Source organism: Solicola agrisoli (assembly GCF_049059935.1).
Classification (GTDB): Bacteria; Actinomycetota; Actinomycetes; order Propionibacteriales; family Nocardioidaceae; genus JAURVT01.
Genome location: NZ_JBMGQR010000006.1, coordinates 1 through 19,042, shown reverse-complemented (window position 1 = coordinate 19,042; position 19,042 = coordinate 1). Strand labels below are relative to the sequence as shown.

20 protein-coding genes, 1 pseudogene and 1 riboswitch are annotated in these 19,042 nt (G+C 74.2%); of the genes and pseudogenes, 12 read left to right on the top strand and 9 right to left on the bottom strand.

Annotated features, from left to right (window positions below; genetic code table 11):
• The first annotated feature begins 42 nt into the window (after positions 1–42).
• The 5 genes from ilvC (at position 43) to ACI6PP_RS03750 (ending at position 4,281) form a co-directional block, all read left to right on the top strand.
• On the top strand, positions 43–1,071 hold the full coding sequence (gene ilvC, locus ACI6PP_RS03770) for a ketol-acid reductoisomerase (protein WP_421109232.1): 1,029 nt from the start codon (positions 43–45) through the stop codon (positions 1,069–1,071).
• A gap of 198 nt (positions 1,072–1,269) precedes the next feature.
• A riboswitch (TPP riboswitch) is annotated at positions 1,270–1,366 on the top strand.
• Positions 1,355–2,164 carry a hydroxyethylthiazole kinase gene (gene thiM / locus ACI6PP_RS03765; protein WP_421109230.1) on the top strand — a complete coding sequence of 270 codons (810 nt, stop codon included), beginning with the start codon at positions 1,355–1,357 and terminating at the stop codon, positions 2,162–2,164. Its footprint overlaps the riboswitch before it by 12 nt.
• A complete protein-coding gene (gene thiE, locus ACI6PP_RS03760; protein WP_421109229.1) occupies positions 2,154–2,801 on the top strand; it encodes a thiamine phosphate synthase in 648 nt (215 codons plus the stop codon). The genes thiM and thiE overlap by 11 nt, the downstream gene beginning before the upstream one ends.
• Positions 2,798–3,610, top strand: a complete 813-nt coding sequence (thiD, locus tag ACI6PP_RS03755) for a bifunctional hydroxymethylpyrimidine kinase/phosphomethylpyrimidine kinase (RefSeq protein WP_421109227.1) — start codon at positions 2,798–2,800, stop codon at positions 3,608–3,610. Before thiE ends, thiD begins: the two co-directional genes overlap by 4 nt.
• Positions 3,607–4,281: a TenA family protein gene (locus ACI6PP_RS03750; RefSeq protein WP_421109225.1), complete on the top strand. Its 675-nt coding sequence runs from the start codon at positions 3,607–3,609 to the stop codon at positions 4,279–4,281. The genes thiD and ACI6PP_RS03750 overlap by 4 nt, the downstream gene beginning before the upstream one ends.
• 241 nt (positions 4,282–4,522) lie before the next feature.
• Here the strand turns inward: ACI6PP_RS03750 and yczR are convergent, their stop codons facing one another.
• Entirely contained in the window at positions 4,523–5,983 is a 1,461-nt protein-coding gene (yczR, locus tag ACI6PP_RS03745; protein WP_421109223.1) for a MocR-like transcription factor YczR, read from the bottom strand.
• Between the two features lie 62 nt (positions 5,984–6,045).
• On the opposite strand from yczR, the gene yczE reads away from it, so the two are divergent.
• Positions 6,046–6,729 (top strand): membrane protein YczE, encoded by a 684-nt coding sequence (gene yczE / locus ACI6PP_RS03740; RefSeq protein ID WP_421109221.1) that lies wholly within the window; start codon positions 6,046–6,048, stop codon positions 6,727–6,729.
• 139 nt (positions 6,730–6,868) lie between these two features.
• Positions 6,869–7,753: a S1C family serine protease gene (locus ACI6PP_RS03735; RefSeq protein WP_421109220.1), complete on the top strand. Its 885-nt coding sequence runs from the start codon at positions 6,869–6,871 to the stop codon at positions 7,751–7,753.
• A 12-nt stretch (positions 7,754–7,765) separates the two neighbouring features.
• On the opposite strand, the gene ACI6PP_RS03730 is transcribed toward ACI6PP_RS03735, so the two are convergent.
• Entirely contained in the window at positions 7,766–8,329 is a 564-nt protein-coding gene (locus ACI6PP_RS03730; protein ID WP_421109219.1) for an O-methyltransferase, read from the bottom strand.
• Positions 8,330–8,678: 349 nt separating this feature from the next.
• On the opposite strand from ACI6PP_RS03730, the gene ACI6PP_RS03725 reads away from it, so the two are divergent.
• The 4 genes and pseudogenes from ACI6PP_RS03725 to ACI6PP_RS03710 form a co-directional block, all read left to right on the top strand.
• On the top strand, positions 8,679–8,801 hold the full coding sequence (locus ACI6PP_RS03725) for a hypothetical protein (protein ID WP_421109218.1): 123 nt from the start codon (positions 8,679–8,681) through the stop codon (positions 8,799–8,801).
• A 69-nt stretch (positions 8,802–8,870) separates the two neighbouring features.
• The gene (locus tag ACI6PP_RS03720; RefSeq protein WP_421109217.1) at positions 8,871–9,941 is read left to right on the top strand and encodes a 3-isopropylmalate dehydrogenase; all 1,071 of its coding nucleotides are present in this window, start codon (positions 8,871–8,873) and stop codon (positions 9,939–9,941) included.
• 75 nt (positions 9,942–10,016) lie between these two features.
• Positions 10,017–11,117 carry a branched-chain amino acid aminotransferase gene (locus ACI6PP_RS03715; protein ID WP_421109215.1) on the top strand — a complete coding sequence of 367 codons (1,101 nt, stop codon included), beginning with the start codon at positions 10,017–10,019 and terminating at the stop codon, positions 11,115–11,117.
• Positions 11,118–11,142: 25 nt separating this feature from the next.
• A pseudogene (locus tag ACI6PP_RS03710) lies at positions 11,143–11,862 on the top strand (SDR family oxidoreductase); the annotation flags it as partial.
• A gap of 4 nt (positions 11,863–11,866) precedes the next feature.
• Here ACI6PP_RS03710 and ACI6PP_RS03705 read toward each other — a convergent pair.
• Together ACI6PP_RS03705 and ACI6PP_RS03700 are read right to left on the bottom strand one after the other, a co-directional pair.
• Positions 11,867–12,556, bottom strand: coding sequence for a hypothetical protein (locus ACI6PP_RS03705; RefSeq protein WP_421109213.1), 690 nt, complete (start codon positions 12,554–12,556; stop codon positions 11,867–11,869).
• A 10-nt stretch (positions 12,557–12,566) separates the two neighbouring features.
• Positions 12,567–13,622 (bottom strand): NADP-dependent oxidoreductase, encoded by a 1,056-nt coding sequence (locus ACI6PP_RS03700; RefSeq protein ID WP_421109211.1) that lies wholly within the window; start codon positions 13,620–13,622, stop codon positions 12,567–12,569.
• Between the two features lie 148 nt (positions 13,623–13,770).
• On the opposite strand from ACI6PP_RS03700, the gene cimA reads away from it, so the two are divergent.
• On the top strand, positions 13,771–15,381 hold the full coding sequence (gene cimA, locus ACI6PP_RS03695; RefSeq protein WP_421109209.1) for a citramalate synthase: 1,611 nt from the start codon (positions 13,771–13,773) through the stop codon (positions 15,379–15,381).
• Here cimA and ACI6PP_RS03690 read toward each other — a convergent pair.
• Genes ACI6PP_RS03690 through ACI6PP_RS03670 form a run of 5 tightly spaced genes read right to left on the bottom strand, consistent with a single transcriptional unit; the run spans position 15,365 to position 18,899 of the window.
• Complete coding sequence (locus ACI6PP_RS03690; RefSeq protein ID WP_421109207.1) at positions 15,365–15,955, bottom strand: hypothetical protein; 591 nt, start codon at positions 15,953–15,955, stop codon at positions 15,365–15,367. The genes cimA and ACI6PP_RS03690 overlap by 17 nt on opposite strands.
• Positions 15,952–16,857, bottom strand: coding sequence for a 3-methyladenine DNA glycosylase (locus ACI6PP_RS03685; RefSeq protein ID WP_421109205.1), 906 nt, complete (start codon positions 16,855–16,857; stop codon positions 15,952–15,954). Before ACI6PP_RS03685 ends, ACI6PP_RS03690 begins: the two co-directional genes overlap by 4 nt.
• Positions 16,847–17,242 carry a Fur family transcriptional regulator gene (locus tag ACI6PP_RS03680; RefSeq protein ID WP_421109203.1) on the bottom strand — a complete coding sequence of 132 codons (396 nt, stop codon included), beginning with the start codon at positions 17,240–17,242 and terminating at the stop codon, positions 16,847–16,849. The genes ACI6PP_RS03685 and ACI6PP_RS03680 overlap by 11 nt, the downstream gene beginning before the upstream one ends.
• Positions 17,239–18,114 carry a metal ABC transporter permease gene (locus tag ACI6PP_RS03675; protein ID WP_421109201.1) on the bottom strand — a complete coding sequence of 292 codons (876 nt, stop codon included), beginning with the start codon at positions 18,112–18,114 and terminating at the stop codon, positions 17,239–17,241. Before ACI6PP_RS03675 ends, ACI6PP_RS03680 begins: the two co-directional genes overlap by 4 nt.
• A complete protein-coding gene (locus ACI6PP_RS03670; RefSeq protein WP_421109200.1) occupies positions 18,114–18,899 on the bottom strand; it encodes a metal ABC transporter ATP-binding protein in 786 nt (261 codons plus the stop codon). The genes ACI6PP_RS03675 and ACI6PP_RS03670 overlap by 1 nt, the downstream gene beginning before the upstream one ends.
• Positions 18,900–19,042: the final 143 nt, after the last annotated feature.

The window sequence follows — 19,042 nt, the reverse complement described above, 5'->3', positions numbered from 1 at the left end:
CACGCACGACCCACCAGCACCACCCACGAAGGAGACAGTGCAGTGCCCGAGCTGTTCTACGACGACCAGGCCGACCTCGGCATCATCCAGGGACGGCACGTGGCCGTCCTCGGCTACGGCAGCCAGGGCCACGCCCACGCGCTGTCGCTCCGCGACTCCGGCGTCGACGTCCGCGTCGGCCTGCCCGAGGGCTCGAAGAGCCGCGCGAAGGCCGAGGCCGAGGGCCTGCGCGTCCTCACGCCCGCCGAGGCCGTGGAGGAGGCCGACCTGATCGTCATCCTCGCGCCCGACCAGGTGCAGCGGAAGCTGTACACCGAGTCGGTCGAGCCCCACCTGGTGGACGGCGACGCGCTGTTCTTCGGACACGGCTTCAACATCCGCTTCGGCTACATCAAGCCGCCGGCCGGCGTCGACGTCGCCATGGTCGCACCCAAGGGCCCCGGCCACCTGGTGCGCCGCGAGTACGTCGAGGGACGCGGCGTGCCCGTCCTCGTCGCCGTCGAGCAGGACGCCTCCGGCAAGGCCTGGGACCTCGCGCTGTCGTACGCCAAGGGCATCGGCGGCCTGCGCGCCGGCGGCATCAAGACCACCTTCACCGAGGAGACCGAGACCGACCTGTTCGGCGAGCAGGCGGTCCTCTGCGGCGGCGCCTCGCAGCTGATCCAGTACGGCTTCGAGACCCTAACCGAGGCCGGCTACCAGCCCGAGGTCGCCTACTTCGAGGTGCTCCACGAGCTCAAGCTGATCGTCGACCTGATGTACGAGGGCGGCATCGCCAAGCAGCGCTGGTCCGTCTCCGACACCGCCGAGTACGGCGACTACGTGTCGGGCCCCCGGGTCATCGACCCGTCGGTCAAGGAGAACATGAAGGCCGTCCTGGGCGACATCCAGAACGGCTCGTTCGCCGACCGCTTCATCTCCGACCACGAGGCCGGCAGCCCGGAGTTCAACGCGCTCCGCGAGAAGGGTGCCCAGCACCCCATCGAGGCCGTCGGCAAGGACCTCCGCAAGCTCATGGCGTGGGTCAAGTCTTCCGACGACGACTACACCGAGGGCTCCGCGGCGCGATAGACCGCACGATCAGCCGGGGAGGTGATCCGGCCGTTCTGCGGTGTCCGTCCGCCCGCGAGGACGCCTGTCAGGTTCAGGCGTCCGAGCGGACGGATGCTGCGGAACCGACGGGTCACCGCCGTCCCGACCAGCACCCCGTCCAGCCGCAGCGCTGGGCGGGGTGCTGTTCTCTGTCCACCCACCCCCACTAGAGTCAGCCGCACGAGGCCGGGGTGCCCCTACCGAGGGGGCTGAGATCACACCCGCCGAACCTGATCCGGGTCGTTCCGGCGAAGGGAGCCCGATGTCTGCCGACGCGCTCGTCCGAGCCGGCCAGATCCATGCCGAGGTCCGCGAGCGGACGCCCCTGGTGCAGTGCCTGACCAACTACGTCTCGATGGACGTGGCCGCGAACGTGCTCCTCGCAGCCGGGGCGTCCCCGGCGATGGTGCACGACGAGCGGGAGGCGGGGGAGTTCGCCGCCCTCGCCGGCGCGGTCGTGGTCAACATCGGCACGCCGTCGCCGCCGTGGGTCGACGGGATGACGGCCGCCGCGACCGTCGCCCGAGAGCGCGGCACCCCGTGGGTGCTGGACCCCGTCGCGGTCGGTGCCACCGGGTACCGCCGCGAGACCGTCGCCGGCCTGATGGAGCACCGGCCGACGGTCGTGCGCGGCAACGCCAGCGAGATCATCGCCATCGCGACCCAGCAGGCCCACGGCCGGGGCGTCGACACCGACGGCGACCTCGGGGACGTCGCGATCGCCGTGGAGCTCGCCCGCACCACCGGGGCCGTCGTCGCGGTCACCGGGGCCGAGGACGTCGTCACCGACGGACGCCGCGTCGTCCGCGTGCGCGGCGGCGACCCGCGGATGCCCATGATCACCGCGCTGGGCTGCTCGGCGTCGGCCCTGGTCGGTGCGTTCTGCGCCGTCGAGGACGACCCGCTCGAGGCCACCGTCGCCGCCCTCGCCGTGCTCTCGGCGGCCGGTGGACGCGCCGGGGCCCGGGCGCACGGACCCGGCTCCCTGCGCTGGATGCTGGTCGACGAGCTGTCGACGATCGACGCCGACGCGCTCCCGTCCCACGTGCGCGTCGTGGCCGATGAGGCCTGACCTGCGCCTGTACCTCGTCACCGGCCCGGTGCCGCGCGGACGAGACCTCGTCGAGGTCGTCGCCGCCGCGGTGGCCGGGGGAGTGACGACGGTGCAGCTGCGCGACAAGACCGCCACGACCGACGTGCGCGTCGCGACCGCCCGTCGCCTGCTCGCCGTGCTGGAGCCGGCGGGCGTGCCGCTGGTGGTGAACGACGACGTCGACGCCGCCGCGGCCGTGGGTGCCGGGGTGCACGTGGGCACGTCCGACGCCGCGGCCGCCGCTTCACGCTCGCGCCTGGGCGCGGACGCCCTCGTCGGCTGGTCGGTCGAGGGTCTGCGCCAGCTGGACGCGACCGCCGAGGTCGCGGCCGCCTCGTACCTCGCCGCCAGCCCGGTGTGGTCGACGCCGAGCAAGACCGACACCGCCACGCCGCTGGGGCTCGCCGGCGTGACCGCGCTGCGGGAGCACACGCACCTGCCCGTGGTGGGCATCGGCGGCATCGACGCGACCAACGCCGGCGACGTCGTCCGCGCCGGCGCCGACGGCGTGGCCGTCATCTCGGCGATCTGCGCCGCCGACGACCCCGAGGCCGCCGCCCGTGGGCTGCGAGCGGTCGTGGACGAGGCGCTGGCCGCTCGCGAGGTGGTCCGATGAGCCGCGAGCCGGTCGTGCTCGCGATCGCCGGCTCCGACCCGTCGGGCGGCGCGGGCATCCAGGCCGACCTCAAGACCGTCACCGAGCTCGGCGTCTACGGCGCCACGGTGGTCACGGGCCTGACCGTCCAGGACACCACCGGCGTCCACGACATCCACCCGGTGCCGCCGGACTTCGTGGTCGCCCAGTACGAGGCGGTCGTGGCCGACCTCGACGTCCGCGCCGTCAAGATCGGCATGCTCGGCGACGCGGTCCTGGTGCGGGCCGTCGCCGGCGCGCTGCGCCGCCACCCGGTGCCCGCCGTGGTGCTCGACCCCGTCATGGTCGCCACCTCGGGCGACCGGCTCGTGCCCGAGGACGCCGTCGCCGCGATCCGCGACGAGCTGCTGCCGCTGGCCACCGTCGTCACCCCCAACCTGCCCGAGGCCGAGGCGCTGGTGGGAGGACCCGTCGCCGGCCCGGACCAGATGGCCGACGCCGGGCGCCGCCTGCTCGGTCTCGGTGCCGCCGCCGCGCTCGTCAAGGGCGGCCACGCGCCGGGCGACCGCGACCTCGTCGACGTGCTCGTCGACGCCGACGGCGTCCTCGAGCTGCCCACCGCCCGCGTGCGCACGCCGAACACCCACGGGACCGGCTGCACGCTGTCGTCGGCGGTCGCCGCCGGGCTCGCGGTCGGGCTGCCGCTCGGCGAGGCCGTGCTGCGCGCCAAGGCTTTCCTCGCCGAGGCGCTCGAGGCCGGTGCCGACCTCGAGATCGGGCGCGGCCACGGTCCCGTCGACCACCTGCGCGGACGCAGGCGCCCGCGATGAGCTGGTCGGAGGGAGCCTGGTCGGCCGTCGCGCCCTGGTACGACGCCGTGCTCGCGCACCCGTTCGTCGCCGCGCTGTCCGACGGCACGCTCGATGGCGACGTGTTCGCCCGCTACCTGCTCGACGACGCCCACTACCTGCTCGGGTACGCGCGGGCCCTGGCCGGCATCGCGTCCCGCGCCCCGGACGCGACGGGCGTGGCGCTGTTCGCCGGCGCGGCCGCCGGCGCCGTCGAGGCCGAGCGCGGGCTGCACCGCGGGTTCCCGAAGCCGCTCGGTCTCGACCCGGACGCCCCCGGCGCCGCCGAGCCGTCGCCCACGTGCGACGCCTACGTCGGGTGGCTGCAGGCCCAGGCGACGTCGGCGCCCGTGGAGGTCGCGGTGGCCTCGGTGCTGCCCTGCTTCCGGGTCTACGCCGAGGTCGGCGCTGCGATCGCCGCCCGCGGCACCGGCCCCGACCATCCCTACCGGTCCTGGATCGAGACCTACGCCGACGACGACTTCGACGCCGCCGTCCGCGCGGCCTCGCAGTACGCCGACGGCCTGGCGGCCGCCACGACGCCTCCCCGGCGCGAGGACATGACCGCCGCCTACGTCCGCGCCACCCGCTTCGAGCTGATGTTCTGGGACTCGGCCTGGCGCGGCGAGGCCTGGCCCGTCGTGGCCCCCTAGCCCGCCCCGTCCCGCGATCCGCGGGTTCTGATGGCACCGTCCGCGGGTTGCGACGCGTCCGTCCGCGGGTTCGGACGGCTTTCGGCGGCGTCGCCGCGCCGGTCGCTCGCCGCTACGGCGCCGATCCGTCACTTCTGCAGCATCGATCCGCTCGGAGGCCGGTCGCGTGGCCGTGGGTGGCCGGGGCGGATCGATGCTGCAGAACTGCCGGATCGGCTCCCTGGTTGCTTTTGCTTGTTGGCTAGGCGGTCATGCTGACGGCTCGGGGGTGGGGGGTGGGGGTGTCGAGGGTGCTCCAGGCGGTGGCGAGGCGGCGGACGGACTCGTCGAGGTGCTCGGGGGTGCGGCTGAAGGGCAGGCGGAGGTGCTGCTCGCCACCGGGGCCGACGAAGAACCGCGGACCCGACGTCAGCAGCAGCCCCTGGCGCTCGGCGGCGGCGACGACCGACGTGCTGCGCCGCTCGGGCAGGCGGGTCCACAGCGCCATCCCGCCCGACGGGTGGTTCGGACGCCAGTCGGGCAGGTGGTCCGCGAGCAGCGACTCCAGGCGCGCCCGGCCCGCGCGCAGCGTCGACCGCTGCTCGGCCAGCACGACGTCCCGGTCGGCCAGCAGCTCGGCGACCACGAGCTGGTCGAGCAGCGAGGCCCCGAGGTCGGTGGCCGAGCGACGCTGCAGCAGCAGGCGGGCGACGTCGTGCGGCGCGCGCACCCAGCCGATCCGCAGCCCGCCCCAGAAGCTCTTGCTCGCCGAGCCCACCGTCACCGCCGACGGGTCGTGCGCGGCGAACGGCAGCGGCAGGTCCGCCTCCTCCACGTCGAGCGAGAGGTCGAGCATCGTCTCGTCGACGACGGCCGTCGTGGCCGACCGCGCCAGCACCCGGCCAAGACGCTCGCGGGTGCCGTCGTCCATGAGCGCGCCGGTGGGGTTGTGGAAGTCGGGCAGCAGGTAGGCGAGCGTCGGACGCGACGCGCGCACGGTCGACGCCAGTGCCTCGACGTCCCAGCCGGCGCCGTCGAGCGGCACCCCGAGGGGACGCAGGCCGCCCTGCCGCACGCCCTCGGCGGCGTTGGGGTAGGTGGGGGAGTCGAGCAGCACGCGGTCGCCCGGCCGGGCGAGCGAGCGCATCAGCAGGGTCCAGCCGGCCTGGGCGCCGGCGGTCACCACCACCTGGTCGGGATCGGTGGGCAGCCCACGCTCGTCGTACCGGCGGGCGATCGCCTCCCGCAGCGCCGGCACCCCGGCCAGGTGGTAGCCGCTCTGGCCGAGGTACGCGGGCAGCGCCTCGACCGCGCGGGCGCAGGCCCGACCGACCCCCGGCACCGCGCGCGACGAGGCGATGGTCCACGCGAGCACCGATCCGTCGGGGCTGTCGTCGGTGTGCAGCCCGAGCGCCTCGGGGACCGGTGCCACCCGCGTGGTGCCGCGCGACCCCGGCAGGCTGACGACGCTGCCCGACCCGCGCCGCGACACCAGGTAGCCGGCGTCGCGCAGGTCGGCGTACGCACGCGTGACCGTGGTCCGGCTGACGGCCAGCGCCGCCGTGAGCTCGCGCTCGCTCGGCAGGCGGGTGCGCGGCGCCAGGCCGCCCTCGGCGACCAGCAGCCGCACGGCGTCGGACAGTGCCCGGTAGCCGGGGGAGTCCGACGCCGTCAGGCCCAGCAGGTCGCGCAGACGGGAGGCGGACACGGTGGCGACGATCACGTAGGCCACTGTGCCACGACTGGCTATCGATTCGTAGACCAGTGGACGCCAGGATGGACCCCATGAGCCCCCGTCGCACCTACGACCCGCCCGCGCTGTCGAGCCTGGCCCAGCTGCGCGCCGGACGGCTGGGGCGCCGGGTGCCGCAGCTGGTCTTCGGGCTCCTGCTCTACGGGTGGTCGATGGCCATGCTCGTGCAGGCGGGCCTCGGCCTGGACCCGTGGGACGTCTTCCACGAGGGCGTGGCGATCCACGTGCCGCTCACCTTCGGGCAGGTGGTCATCGCGGTCGGCGCGGCCGTGCTGCTGCTGTGGATCCCGCTCAAGCAGTGGCCCGGGCTCGGCACCGTGCTCAACGTGGTGCTGATCGGCCTGGCCGCCGACGCCGGGATCGCGGTGCTCCCCGAGCCCGACCAGCTGTGGGTCGGGATCGCCATGCTGCTGGGCGGGGTGGTGCTCAACGGACTGGCCGGCGCGCTCTACATCGGCACCCACCTCGGCCCCGGCCCGCGCGACGGGCTCTGGCTCGGCATCGTGCGCGTCACCGGGTGCAGCGTGCGGGTGGCCCGCACCGGGGTGGAGGTCGTGGTGCTCGCGGTCGGCTTCGCGCTCGGCGGCACGGTCGGCGTCGGCACGGTGCTGTACGCGCTCGCCATCGGCCCGATCGTGCAGCTGTTCCTGCCCTGGGTGCAGGTGCGCCTCGACGTCCCGGCGCCCCGGCCCGTCCCGGACGCGACCCGCGCCTGACCCCGTCGGGACCTACCCTGGTGCTCCGGCCGACGGGAGTCGTCCGCCGGGGACGAGGGGGACCACCGTGAGCAGCTGTCCGAGGTGTCGGGCCACCCAGCCCCCGGGACGCCGCACGTGCGCCACCTGTGGCGCGAGCATGGTCGCGCCGCCCCCGGTGCAGCAGCCTTCCTACGGGGCACCGCCGCAACAGCCCCAGGGCTACGGCCCGCCCCCGCAGCAGCCCCAGCAGCAGTGGAGCAGCCCGCAGCCGGGCCCGAGCGGCGGCGGCGGACGCGGCCTGTCGGTCGCCATCGGCATCGTGGCCGTCGTGGTCGTGGGGGCCGTCCTGGCCGGGGGAGTGTTCCTCCTCGGTGAGCAGTCGCGCGACAGCGACGTCGCCGACGACCGCGACACGCCCGCCACCACCGAGCCCACGCAGTTCGAGGACTTCGCCTCGGTCTACGAGAGCGTCAGCTCGGGCGTGGGCCAGGTGCGCATCGGCACCTGCCGCGGCGGCGGCACCGGCACGGCGTTCCTCGTCGAGCCCGACCTCGCCGTCACCGCGTACCACGTGGTCGACGGCGCGACCTCGATCGACGTCGACTTCGACGGCACCGAGGTCGAGGGCACGGTCGTCGCGGCCGCCGAGTCCGACGACCTCGCCCTGGTCAAGCTCTCCGAGCCGGTCGACGACGGCCACGTCTTCGAGGTCGCCGACGAGCAGCCCGTCACCGGCACCCGCATCGCGGCCATCGGGTTCCCGCTCGACTCGCCCAAGACCCTCACCGAGGGCACCGTGTCGGGCCTGGACCGCGAGATCGTGGTGTCGGGCAAGAAGTTCACCGGCCTGATCCAGACCGACACGGCGATCAACCCCGGCAACTCCGGCGGCCCGATGCTCGACATCGAGGGTCAGGTGATCGGCGTCGCCGACGCCGGCCGCCTCGACGCCCAGGGCATCAGCTTCGTCGTCCCGAGCACCAAGGTCTCGCCCACGGTCGAGATGGCGCAGAGCCCGCGCCCGCTGGCCACCTGCTACTGACGCCCGGCCGCCTCAGCGACGCGTGGCGAGGACGACCGAGGAGTCCGGCGCGACCATCACCTCGACGGCGATGAAGCGCTCGTCGGTGAGCCACTGCTCGCGCAGCGTGTCGACACGGCCCTCGAACATCGGGGGCCAGGTGTGGCAGGGGGTGAAGTCGTCGAGCACGGCGATGCCGCCGGGCTCCATCAGGTCGGCGACGGCGTCCACGGTGCGCTTGACGTCGCGGACGTCGACGAACAGCAGGGAGAACGGCGCGTACTTCTCCAGCGTGCTCCAGTCGCCCGCGGTGACCTCCACCTGCGGCACGTCGTCGAAGATCTCCTGGACCTTCTCGGCGAGCGTCGGGTCGAGCTCGGCGCTCACCACCTTGGCGCCCTCGGGGATCCCGCTCGAGATCCAGGCCGAGCCGACGCCGCAGCCGGTGCCGAGCTCGGCGAGGGTGCCCCCGCGCGAGGCCGCGAGCGACGCGAGCAGGCGGCCGGTCTCGGTGCGGGTGGAGGTGATGAAGCCCTGGCGACGCGAGAGGTCGAGGGCTCGGGCCACCAGCGGCGGGACGTCGGTGGGGGCACTCACCGGACCAGTCTCCCACGGTCCACGCCTCGGGCACGCGGTCTCAGCCCGTGGGACGCCGACGTCGACCTGCTGACACCGCCACGTGACGGGGCTAACGTCGTCGCCATCATGCGGAAGCTCGACGTACTCATCGACTGCCGCGGCGAGGCCTCGTAGGGCCACCCTCGCCGCGGAGTTCGGTCATGGTCCGGGACTTCCGCCGCGAGGACGACATCGCCATCCGCATCACTCGTCTCAGGCTCCAGCTCCCCCCGACGCGATCCGTCGGCGGGACGGGCGCGTGGCACCGGCGGGGTCCCGGCACATCCGGACCCGCAGCCCGTCCACCAACGCCGAAGGAGTCATCACCATGTACGACATGTACCCCGAGTGGGGACCCCGCCACCTGCGCGACGACGACCGCGCCACCGCGGCCGTCCAGACCGCCATGGACCGCCGTGACAACGGCGGCGAGCGCCCCGACGACAACTGACGGGCACATCGTGTCCCACCGAACGAGACCGGCGTACCAGATCGTGAGACCGCTCGATAGGGTCGACGCATGACGCGCTCCCTGTCCCTGGCCGTCGTCCCCGGCGACGGCATCGGCCCCGAGGTCACCGCGGAGGCGCTCGGCGTCCTCGAGCAGGTCGCCTCCCGGCACGACATCTCGATCACCACGCGCCGCTTCGACCTCGGTGCCGAGCACTACCTCGCGACCGGCGAGGTGCTGCCCGACGAGACGCTCGCGGAGATCGTCACCCACGACGCGATCGTCCTCGGAGCGATCGGCGGCAAGCCGGGAGACCCCCGGATCCCCGCCGGCCTGCTCGAGCGCGGCCTGCTGCTGCGGCTGCGCTTCGCCCTCGACCACTACGTGAACCTGCGCCCCACCCGGATCTTCCCCGGCGTCACCTCGCCGCTGCGCGACCCGGGCGAGGTCGACTTCGTCGTCGTCCGCGAGGGCACTGAGGGCCCCTACGCCGGCAACGGCGGCGTCCTCCGCGCGGGCACCCCGCACGAGATCGCCACCGAGGTCAGCGTCAACACCGCCCACGGCGTCGAGCGCGTGGTCCGCTACGCGTTCGCCAAGGCGCAGTCGCGTCCGCGCCGTCGGCTCACGCTCGTGCACAAGACGAACGTCATCGTGCACGCGGGCAACCTGTGGTCGCGCCTGGTCGCCTCCGTCGGCGAGGAGTTCCCCGACGTCACCGTGGACTACCTCCACGTCGACGCCGCCACGATCTTCCTCACCACCGACCCGTCGCGCTTCGACGTGATCGTCACCGACAACCTGTTCGGCGACATCCTCACCGACCAGGCCGGCGCCATCAGCGGCGGCATCGGGCTCGCCGCCAGCGGCAACATCAACCCCGAGCGGACGTTCCCGAGCATGTTCGAGCCCGTCCACGGCTCGGCGCCCGACATCGCCGGCCAGGGCAAGGCCGACCCGACCGCCGCCATCCTCTCGATGTCGCTGCTGCTCGAGCACCACGACGAGCCGCAGGCCGCCGCCGAGGTCGAGGCGGCCGTCGTCGCCGACATCGCCCAGCGCGGCACCGCCCCCCGCACCACCCAGGAGGTGGGCCGGGCCATCGCAGCGAGGGTGGCCGAGGGCGTAGCCGCCTCCTGAGGACGACCTGCGCGGCCGTCCTCAGCACCCCAGGCCCCGCAGATTCTCACCGAGAGGTTCGCTACCGTGCACGACATGACCACCCCGAAGCCGTTCCAGCCGCGCGTCGAGCGCAGCACCGCGCCCGTCGCCGACCAGCGACGCGACGAGATCCTCGCCGACCCCGGCTTCGGGCGCTACTTCACCGACCACATGGTCCTGGCCGAGTGGACGCCCGACAGCGGCTGGTACGACGAGCGCGTCGTCCCCTACGGCCCGCTGTCGCTCGACCCGGCCACCGCCGTCCTGCACTACGCGCAGGAGATCTTCGAGGGCATGAAGGCCTACGCCCACGCCGACGGCTCGGTGTGGACGTTCCGGCCCGACGCCAACGCCGCCCGCTTCCAGCGCTCGGCCGCCCGGCTGGCCCTGCCGCAGCTGTCGGCCGAGTGGTTCATCGGCTCGGTGGACGCCCTGGTGTCGGCCGACCTCGCGTGGGTGCCGCGCGGGGAGGAGAAGAGTCTGTACCTGCGGCCCTTCATGTTCGCCTCCGAGGTCTTCCTCGGCGTCCGGCCCTCGCAGCACGTCACCTTCTCGGTGATCGCCTCGCCCGCCGGCGCCTACTTCAAGGGCGGCCTCAAGCCGGTCAGCATCTGGCTGTCCGAGCACTACTCACGCGCCGGCACCGGCGGCACGGGGGCGGCCAAGTGCGGCGGCAACTACGCCGCCTCCCTGCTGCCGCAGCAGGAGGCAGCCGCCCACGGCTGCGACCAGGTGGCGTTCCTGGACTCCCGCGAGCACCGGTGGGTCGAGGAGCTCGGCGGCATGAACCTGTACTTCGTCCACGACGACGGCTCGATCGTCACGCCGCAGTCGGACTCGATCCTCGAGGGCATCACCAAGGACTCGATCCACACCATCGCCTCCGACCTCGGCCACGCCGTCACCGAGCGCCCCTTCTCGATCGAGGAGTGGAAGGACGGCGTCGCGTCGGGCCGCATCACCGAGGTGTTCGCGTGCGGCACCGCGGCGGTCGTCACGCCCGTCGGCAGGCTCGCCTGGGACGGCGGCGAGGCCGTCAGCAGCAGCGACGGGCAGGCCGGCCCGGTCACCGCCGCCGTGCGCCAGACCCTCGTGGACCTGCAGTACGGCCGCGCCGAGGACACCCGCGGCTGGATGCACCGCGTCGAGGTCTGAGGTCCGCCCGCTCACCGTCGTCACCGGGGGTGGTCGCGGCATCGGCGCCGCGACCGCCCTCCATCTCGCCGCGCATGGGCACGACGTCGTGGTCGGCTACCTCGGCGACCACGAGGCGGCCGCGACCGTGGTCGACGCCGCCCGGGCGGCCGGTGCACGCGCCACCGCGGTCGCCGGCGACGTCCGCGACGACGGCGACGTCGACCGGCTGTTCGACGCCGCCGCCGAGCTCGGCGTCGTCACGGGCCTGGTGTCGAGCGCGGGCCTCACCGCCCACCTCGGCGACCTCGCCGACACCCCGGTCGAGGTGGTGCGCCGGGTGGTCGACGTCAACCTCGTCGGCGCGCTGCTCTGCGCACGCCGTGCGGCACAGGTGATGTCGCTCGACCGCGGCGGCTCCGGCGGTGCGATCGTGACGGTCTCGTCCGCCGCCGCGACGCTGGGCTCGCCGCACGAGTACGTGCACTACGCCGCGGCCAAGGCCGGGGTGGACGCGATGACGGTGGGCCTGTCCAAGGAGCTGGCCGGGCAGGGCGTGCGGGTCAACGCCGTCGCGCCCGGGCTGGTCCGCACCGACATCCACGCCGCCGCGGGCGACCCCGGGCGGCTCGAGCGCGTCGTCGACCGGGTCCCGCTCGGACGGGTCGGTGAGCCCGACGAGATCGCTCCCGCCGTCGCCTGGCTCCTCGGGCCCGACGCGTCCTACGTCACCGGCGCGACGATCCGCGTCGCGGGCGGGCTCTGAGCGCTCAGGGGGCGAAGAGGGCGGTGGCGGGGTCGTCGTGCAGCGTCACCACGAGGCGGCGTTCGACGGCGTCGTGCACGAGCGTGACGTCGACGCCGCGGTCGAGCGTCGGGTCGTCGCCGCCGGCCGACGCGTCGCCGTAGCCGCGGGCGACGTCGCGCAGGGTGATGGTCGCCGGGCCCACCGGGTCCTGGCCGGGCCACTCCTCGACGAGGCGCTGGGCGACGCCCACGAGCACCGCGTCGTACATCGGCAGCCGCGCGTCGTCGGACTGGTCGCAGTGCAGCTCGGGGAGCCCGAAGCGGTCCAGCCCCCAGGTGTCGATCACGGCGTCCTCGTCGTGGGCGAAGACGAACCAGTCGCTGGCCGCCCGGCCGGTGCGCGCCCCGGGCTCGACGACGCGCGGCACCCCGAGGTCGACCACCACCCCGTCGCGCTCGCGGGCCAGGGTGCGGGCCCGCTCGAGCGCGTCCTGGTTGGCGGCGAGCGCGTCGGCGCCGGGGCCGGACTCGGCCCGCACGAGCAGGTACGCGTCGAGCGCGTCGAGCCGCTCGACGCTCGCCGGCGCCGAGCCGCGGGCCAGCAGCAGGGCCGGGGGAGCGGGTGGCAGCCCGACGTCGGGCACGTCGTCCCCGTCGCGGAGCGCGGCGACCGCCACCTGGAACCACGCCTGCACGAGGCGCGGCACGGGCACCGGCCCGGCGTCAGGCACCGTCGGCGGTGGGGTCGGCGCCGACCCGGACGAGCTGCTTGCCGTGGTTGCGGCCGCGCAGCATGCCGATGAACGCCTCGGGCGCCGACTCGATGCCGTCGGCGACGTCCTCGCGGTGCTTGACCCGGCCGTCGGCCACCCAGGTGGCCATGTCGCTCTGGAAGTCGGCCTGGTGGTCCTTGACGAACTCGGTCTGGATGAAGCCGCGCACCGTCAGGCTCTTGGTGAGGATCGCCGACATGAGCGCCGGGGCGCGGTCGGGGCCCTGCGGCGCCGAGGTCGCGTTGTACTGCGACACCAGGCCGCACACCGGCACGCGGGCGTACGTGTTGAGCAGCGGGACGACGGCCTCGAGCACGGCGCCGCCGACGTTCTCGAAGTAGACGTCGATGCCGTCGGGTGCGGCCGCCGCCAGCCGCCCCGCGAGGTCGGGCTCGCGGTGGTCGAGGCAGGCGTCGAAGCCGAGCTCGTCCACCACGTAGGCGCACTTCTCGGGGCCGCCGGCGATGCCGACGGCGCGGGCGCCGGCGATCTTCGCGATCTGGCCCACGGCCGACCCGACGGGCCCGGCCGCGGCGGCCACGACGACGGTCTCGCCCGGCTGCGGGTGGCCGATCTTGAGCAGGCCCGCGTAGGCGGTGAAGCCGGGCATCCCCAGGACGCCCAGCGCCGTCGAGATCGGCGCGGCGGACGGGTCGAGGCGACGGGTGGCGCGGGCGGGTGCCACCGCGTACTCCTGCCAGCCGGTGTAGGCCAGCACGACGTCGCCGACGGAGCGGTCGGGGCTGTTCGAGGCGACGACCTCGCAGACCGTGCCGCCCTCCATCACGTCGCCGACCTCGACCGGTGCGGCGTACGACTTGGCGGCGCTCATCCGGCCGCGCATGTAGGGGTCGAGCGACAGCCAGATCGTGCGCAGGAGCACCTGGCCGTCCGCCGGCGCGGGCACCGGGACGGCCTCGACGCGGAAGCTCTCGGGGGTGGGCTCGCCGACGGGACGCTCGGCGAGCAGGACACGGGTCTGGGTCTCAGGGGTGCTGACAGGCATAGACGGGCAGTCTATGCTCGCCCTGTGCACACCCCCGCGGCCGTCCTGATTACGCGGCGCGTCTAGCTCCTGCCGAGCCGGACGCGCGACCTCTCGTACCCACGAGGGGTTTTTTTGTGCCCACCCACGCCCCACCCGAGGACCTGACGTGAACGCTCCCGCCGACGACTTCCACGTGTACGACACCACCCTGCGCGACGGTGCGCAGCAGGAGGGTCTGAACCTCTCGGTGATCGACAAGCTGCACATCTCGCGGCACCTGGACGACCTCGGCGTCGGCTTCATCGAGGGCGGCTGGCCGGGGTCGAACCCCAAGGACACCGAGTTCTTCGCCCGGGCCCGCACCGAGCTGACCCTCGAGCACGCGACGCTGGCCGCGTTCGGCGCGACGCGTCGGGCCGGCGTCGCCGCGGCCGACGACCCGCTCGTCGCCGCCCTGCGCGACAGCGGGGCGGGCGTCGTCACGCTCGTGGCCAAGAGCCACGACCGGCACGTCGAGCTGGCGCTGCGCACGACGCTCGAGGAGAACCTCGCGATGGTCCGCGACACGGTGGCCCACCTGCGCGAGAACGGCCAGCGCGTCTTCCTCGACTGCGAGCACTTCTTCGACGGCTACCGGGCCAACCGCGACTACGCGCTCGAGGTGGTCCGCACCGCGGCCGACGCCGGCGCCGACGTCGTGGTCCTGTGCGACACCAACGGCGGCATGCTGCCGCGGTGGGTGGGCGAGATCGTCGCCGACGTCGTCGACGCGACGGGTGCGCGCCTGGGCATCCACGCCCACAACGACACCGGGTGCGCGGTGGCCAACAGCATCGCGGCCGTCGAGGCCGGCGCGACCCACGTGCAGGGCTGCATCAACGGCTACGGCGAGCGCACCGGCAACGCCGACCTGATCAGCGTCGTGGCCAACATCGAGCTCAAGCTCGGACGACCGGTGCTCCCCGCGGGCGCCCTGCGCGAGGCGAGCCGCATCGCGCACGCCGTCGCCGAGACCACCAACTACCCGCCGGCCGCGCGCCAGCCCTACACCGGCGTCTCGGCCTTCGCGCACAAGGCGGGCCTGCACGCGAGCGCGATCCGCGTCGACCCCGACCTGTACCAGCACGTCGACCCCGAGCGTGTCGGCAACGACATGCGGCTGCTCGTCTCGGAGATGGCCGGTCGCGCGACGATCGAGCTCAAGGGCAAGGAGCTCGGCTACGACCTCAGCGGCGACGGCGAGCGCCTCGCGCGCGTCACCGACCGGGTCAAGGACATGGAGCAGGCGGGCTACACCTTCGAGGCCGCCGACGCGTCGTTCGAGCTGCTGCTCGCCGAGGAGATGGAGGGCGGTCGACCCGCGTTCTTCGACGTCGAGTCGTGGCGCGTCATCACCGAGTCCGGCAGCGTCGCGGGCGAGGAAGCGCTGTCGGAGGCGACGGTCAAGCTGCGTGCCGGCGGTCGTCGGATCGTCGTCACCGGCGAGGGCAACGGGCCCGTCAACGCGCTCGACCACGCGCTGCGCCAGGCGATCGAGCAGGCGTGGCCGGCCGTCAGCAGCTTCCACCTGATCGACTACCGCGTGCGGATCCTCGACCAGGGGCACGGCACCGACGCCGTCATCCGGGTGCTGATCCAGACCACCGACGGCGTCGACTCCTGGGTCACGGTCGGCGTGGGCCACAACATCGTCGAGGCCTCCTGGGAGGCGCTCCTCGACGCCGTCACCTACGGCCTGCGCCGTCACGACGTGGCGGCGGCTACTCCCACACGCTGAGCTTGTCGCCCTGGTCGACCCGACGCTGGGTGGTCTCCACGGCGATGGTGGGATCGGCGGCGAGGTCGGCGAGCGGCTCGAACCGGACGGGCATCGCGCCGCGGCTGCGGGGGTCGCGGCGCAGGGCGGTGCCGCGGTAGCGGACCACGACCACCGATCCGTCGCGCACCGTGGTGATGGTGACGCTGCCCGGGTCCTTGTCGGGGTCGAGCTCGTTCCACGCCAGCGTGGCCGGGTCACCGCCGGGGAGGCTGATGCGGTCGCAGCCGTCGGGTGCGGTGCCGCAGGCGTCCTGCGGCGCCTGGTCCTCGGGCGCCACGAGCACCGAGATCGTGTACGGACGCGCGCCGCGGCCGAAGCGGACGTCGGCCGTGACGGCGTCGCGACCGAGGTCGTCGGTCTCCTTCGAGGTGCCGGCCGCCGTGGGCTCGTTGCCGATGTCGTCGATCACCGCGGCGGTGAGCGCGCGGCCGGTGGCGGGCACCGCGGTGTCGGGCGACGTCCCGCCGCACCCGGCGAGCAGGGCCGTCACCGCCAGGGTCGCGGTGACGGTCCATCGGGTGCGGGTGCTCATCGGTCCTCCGTGGTCAGGGTCGCGAGGACCCGGTCGTGGTCGGCGATCAGGCGTTCTCTCAGCACCGCGGCGCGCTCGGCGAACGCCCGTTGGGCGCGCACGTACTCGGCCTTGCCGGCGGGCGTCTCGATCCGCACGGGCTCGTAGCCCCAGGCGGCGAGGTCGTAGGGGGAGGCGCGCATGTCGGCCTCGCGGATCTCGACGGCCAGCTCGAACGTGTCCAGCAGCAGCGCGGAGTCGCCGAACGGCGCGAGCTTGGCCGCGTACCGGTACAAGTCCATGTTGGCGTGCAGGCAACCGGGCTGCTCCATCGCGGGCTGGGTCTCGCGCGTGGGCTGCAGGGTGTTGAGCGGGCGTCCGGTGTCGGTGAAGAACCGGAACGCGTCGACGTGCGTGCACCGGACCTGGTGGGCCTCGGTGACGGCGTCGGTGCCGTCCTGGCCCAGGCGCAGGTCGACCGACGCGTGCCGTCGTCCGTCCGCGCCGGCGCGGTGCACCATGGCCCACTCGTGCAGCCCGAAGCAGTCGGTGCGGGCCGGACGCGACGCGGTGCGCACCATCAGGTCGCGCGCCCAGACCAGGCCCTCGCGCCGCCGCTCGAGGCGGTCGAGGTCGACCGTCACCGCGTCGCCGTCGGCGCGGTAGGCGGCGAGCGCGAGGTACTCCTCGGAGCCGGGGCCGGTGAGCGCGGCGTCCACGCCCGGGTGCCAGCGGGCCAGCTTGGCGGGCTCGTAGGGGTAGTACTCGAAGACGAAGTCCAGCACCGGGTGCGGCTCGCGTCGACGGCGTCGCTCCAGGTGGGGGAGCGTCCACCGCTCGGCGCGGCGGCGGTGGGCGTCGCGCAGCGGCTGCCACTCCTCGGCCGTCAGGCGCCGGAGGCGCGTGGGGGCCTCAGCCCGCACAGGAGCCGCAGGTGCCGAAGATCTCGAGCGTGTGCTCGACGTCGACGAAGCCGTGCTCGCGCGCGGTGCGGTCGGCCCAGGACTCGACCGTGGGCCCCTCGACCTCCACGGTGCGGCCGCAGGTGCGGCACACGAGGTGGTGGTGGTGCCCCGAGCTGCAGCGTCGGTAGAGCACCTCGCCGTCGTCGCCGCGGATCGCGTCGACCTCGCCGGCGTCGGACAGGGCCTGCAGGTTGCGGTAGACCGTCGACAGGCCGACGGCGTCGCCGTTGCTGCGCAGCCGCTCGTGGATGTCCTGGGCGCTCGCGAACGCGTCGAGGTCGGCCAGGATCGCCGAGACGGCGCGGCGCTGACGTGTGGTGCGCACGGGCGTGGACGACGTCATGGCACCACGGTACTGTCCACGACCCCCGGGTCGGGAGCGGCCGTCCCGCCGCGCGGGCGTCGTCGTCGGGCGTGCAGGACCGCACCCACCGGCGCGGTGACCGCGAAGGCCGCCAGCGCCAGGACGACGATCGTCGGGCCCGGCTGGGTGTCGGCGTAGAAGCTGGTGGTCACCCCCGAGACGGCCGCGACCGTGCCGATGGCCATGGCCAGGCCGAACGTCACCCGGAAGCTGCGCGTGAGCTGCTGGGCCGTCGCCACGGGCACCACCATCAGTGCCGACACGAGCAGCAGGCCGACCGTGCGCATGGCGACGGTGACCGTGACGGCCGACAGGACGGCGATGAGCAGGCCGTAGAAGCGGACGGGCACGCCGCTGACGCGGGCGTGCTCCTCGTCCTGGCACACCGCGAACAGCTGCGGAGCGAGCCCGACCGCCAGGACCAGCACGAGGACCGTCAGGCCGGCGACCAGACGCAGGTCGCCGTCCGAGACCGTGGTGATGGCGCCGAAGAGGTAGTTGTTGAGCGTGGCCGCCGAGCCGCCCGCGAGGTTGGTGAGCAGCACGCCGCCGGCGATGCCGCCGTAGAACAGCAGCGCCAGGGCGACGTCGCCGCTGGTGCGGCCGTGCACGCGGAGCAGCTCGATGACGATCGCACCGAGCGCCGCGACGATCACGGCGGTGAGGATCGGGGCCCACCCGGTGAGCAGGCCGAGCGCGACCCCCGTCAGCGCGATGTGGCCGATGCCGTCGCCGAGGAGCGCGAGGCGCCGCTGCACCAGGTAGGTGCCGATGGCGGGTGCGGTGAGGCCGGTGAGGACGGCCGCGACGAGCGCGCGTCGCATGAAGTCGTAGTCGAGCAGCTCGAGCATCAGCCGGTCGACCCCCAGGCGCCGTGCGGCGCGACGCCCGTCGGGCGGACGGGCTCCTCGCCGTGCGGGTGGTCGTGCGCGTGGGGCTCGCCGAAGACCGGCGTGTAGGCGCCGTCGTGGACGACGCGGCCGTCCCGCAGCACGACCGCGCGGTCGACCAGCGCGGCGAGGGGGCCGAGCTCGTGCGCGACGAGCCACACCGAGCGTCCCTCGCCGACCAGGCCGCGGAACAGGTCGGCGAGGACGACCTGGCTCTCCTGGTCGACTCCGGCGGTGGGCTCGTCCATGACGAGCAGGTCGCAGCGTCCGGCGAGCGCCCGCGCGATCATCACGCGCTGCTGCTGGCCGCCGGACAGCTCGGTGACGGCGTCGCGGGCGCGGTCGACCAGGCCGACGCGCTCCAGGGCCTCCATGGCGGCGCGACGGTCGGCGCGACGGGGGAGGCCGACGACGCGGCGTCGCGACAGGGTCCCGCTGAGCGCGACCTCGCCGACCGTCGAGGGCACGCCGGAGACGGCGGTGGAGCGTTGCGGCACGTAGCCGAGACGTGCCCACTCGCGGAACCGGTCGACCGGCGCGCCGAACAGCCGGGCGCTGCCGCCGGCGAGCGGCAGGAGGCCGACGGCGGCGCGCATCAGGGTGCTCTTGCCCGAGCCGTTGGTACCGAGCAGGGCGACGAACTCGCCGGCGTCGACCGTGAGGTCGACCCCCTGGACGACCGGACGCCCGCCGAGCTGGACCGTGACGTCGGTCAGCTGGACGGGCGGTGCCGCGGTGGCGGTCACGGTCGGGTGCTCATGAACAACGGTTGGCCTTCTGGATGGCGGCGAGGTTCTGCTGCATGAGGGTCAGGTACGTCTCGTCCGCGGTGTCGTCGGTGAGGCCCTCGATGGGGGAGAGCGTAGCGGTCGTGGCGCCGGTCTCCGAG